The organism is Mesorhizobium sp. M5C.F.Ca.IN.020.32.2.1, from assembly GCF_004023105.1.
In the GTDB taxonomy this organism is placed as follows: Bacteria; Pseudomonadota; Alphaproteobacteria; order Rhizobiales; family Rhizobiaceae; genus Mesorhizobium; species Mesorhizobium wenxiniae.
Window position 1 is genome coordinate 1 of sequence record NZ_RZSX01001462.1, and the last position, 795, is coordinate 795.

Sequence of the window (795 nt, forward strand, 5' to 3'; positions counted from 1 at the left end):
GTTGGCGGGCTATGATGGCACCGACCTTCTCGATGGCGGGACCGGGGCCGACCTGATGAATGGCGGTGCCGGCAACGATACCTATTACGTGGACAATGTACTGGACAACGTCATCGACGAAGCGGGCCTCGACCAGATTTTCAGCTTGGTCACGTACTCACTGGCGGTCGATCGCAGGCTGGTAGAAAATCTGCGTCTGACCGGAAACGCCAACGTCGGAGCCACGGGAAATTCCCTCGACAACGTGCTCGACGGCAACGACAGCGACAACAAACTGGACGGCGGCCGAGGCAATGATACCGTGCTCGGGCACGGTGGCAACGATGCACTAATGGGCGGCCTTGGCATTGACCGGCTTACTGGCGGAGCCGGCAACGATTCCTTCGTTTTCAGTGCGCCGCTCTCAGTGGCCAACCGCGACATCATCACGGATTTCAATCATACGGCCGATACATTCAGGCTCCAGAATTCGGTAATGCAGGGGCTGGGAGCCACCGGAGCCCTCGAGCCAAGGTACTTCTTCGCTGGGACTAGCGCGCACGACGCCGACGACCACATCGTCTATGACAAGGTTACGGGTGCGTTGTTTTACGATTCCAACGGAAACGTCGCAGGCGGCGTGACACAGCTCGCGACGCTGACGAACAGGCCGACGCTGCTGGCCGACGATTTTTTCGTGATCTGATCCGGCGCCTACAGCGGCGCGCGCACCGCTGTAACTTCTAGTTTGCGATCGCTTTGTTCGAAAAACCGGTGACCTCTTTTTCGAGCGATCTCTAATTAGTTCTGCTTAAT

Annotated in this window: 1 protein-coding gene; it reads left to right on the top strand. The window is 58.0% G+C overall.

Annotation, left to right across the window (positions count from 1 at the left end; genetic code table 11):
- Positions 1-685, top strand: a 685-nt coding sequence (locus tag EOA86_RS36795) for a calcium-binding protein (protein WP_164892419.1), incomplete at its 5' end; no start/stop codon positions are given.
- Positions 686-795 lie beyond the last annotated feature (110 nt).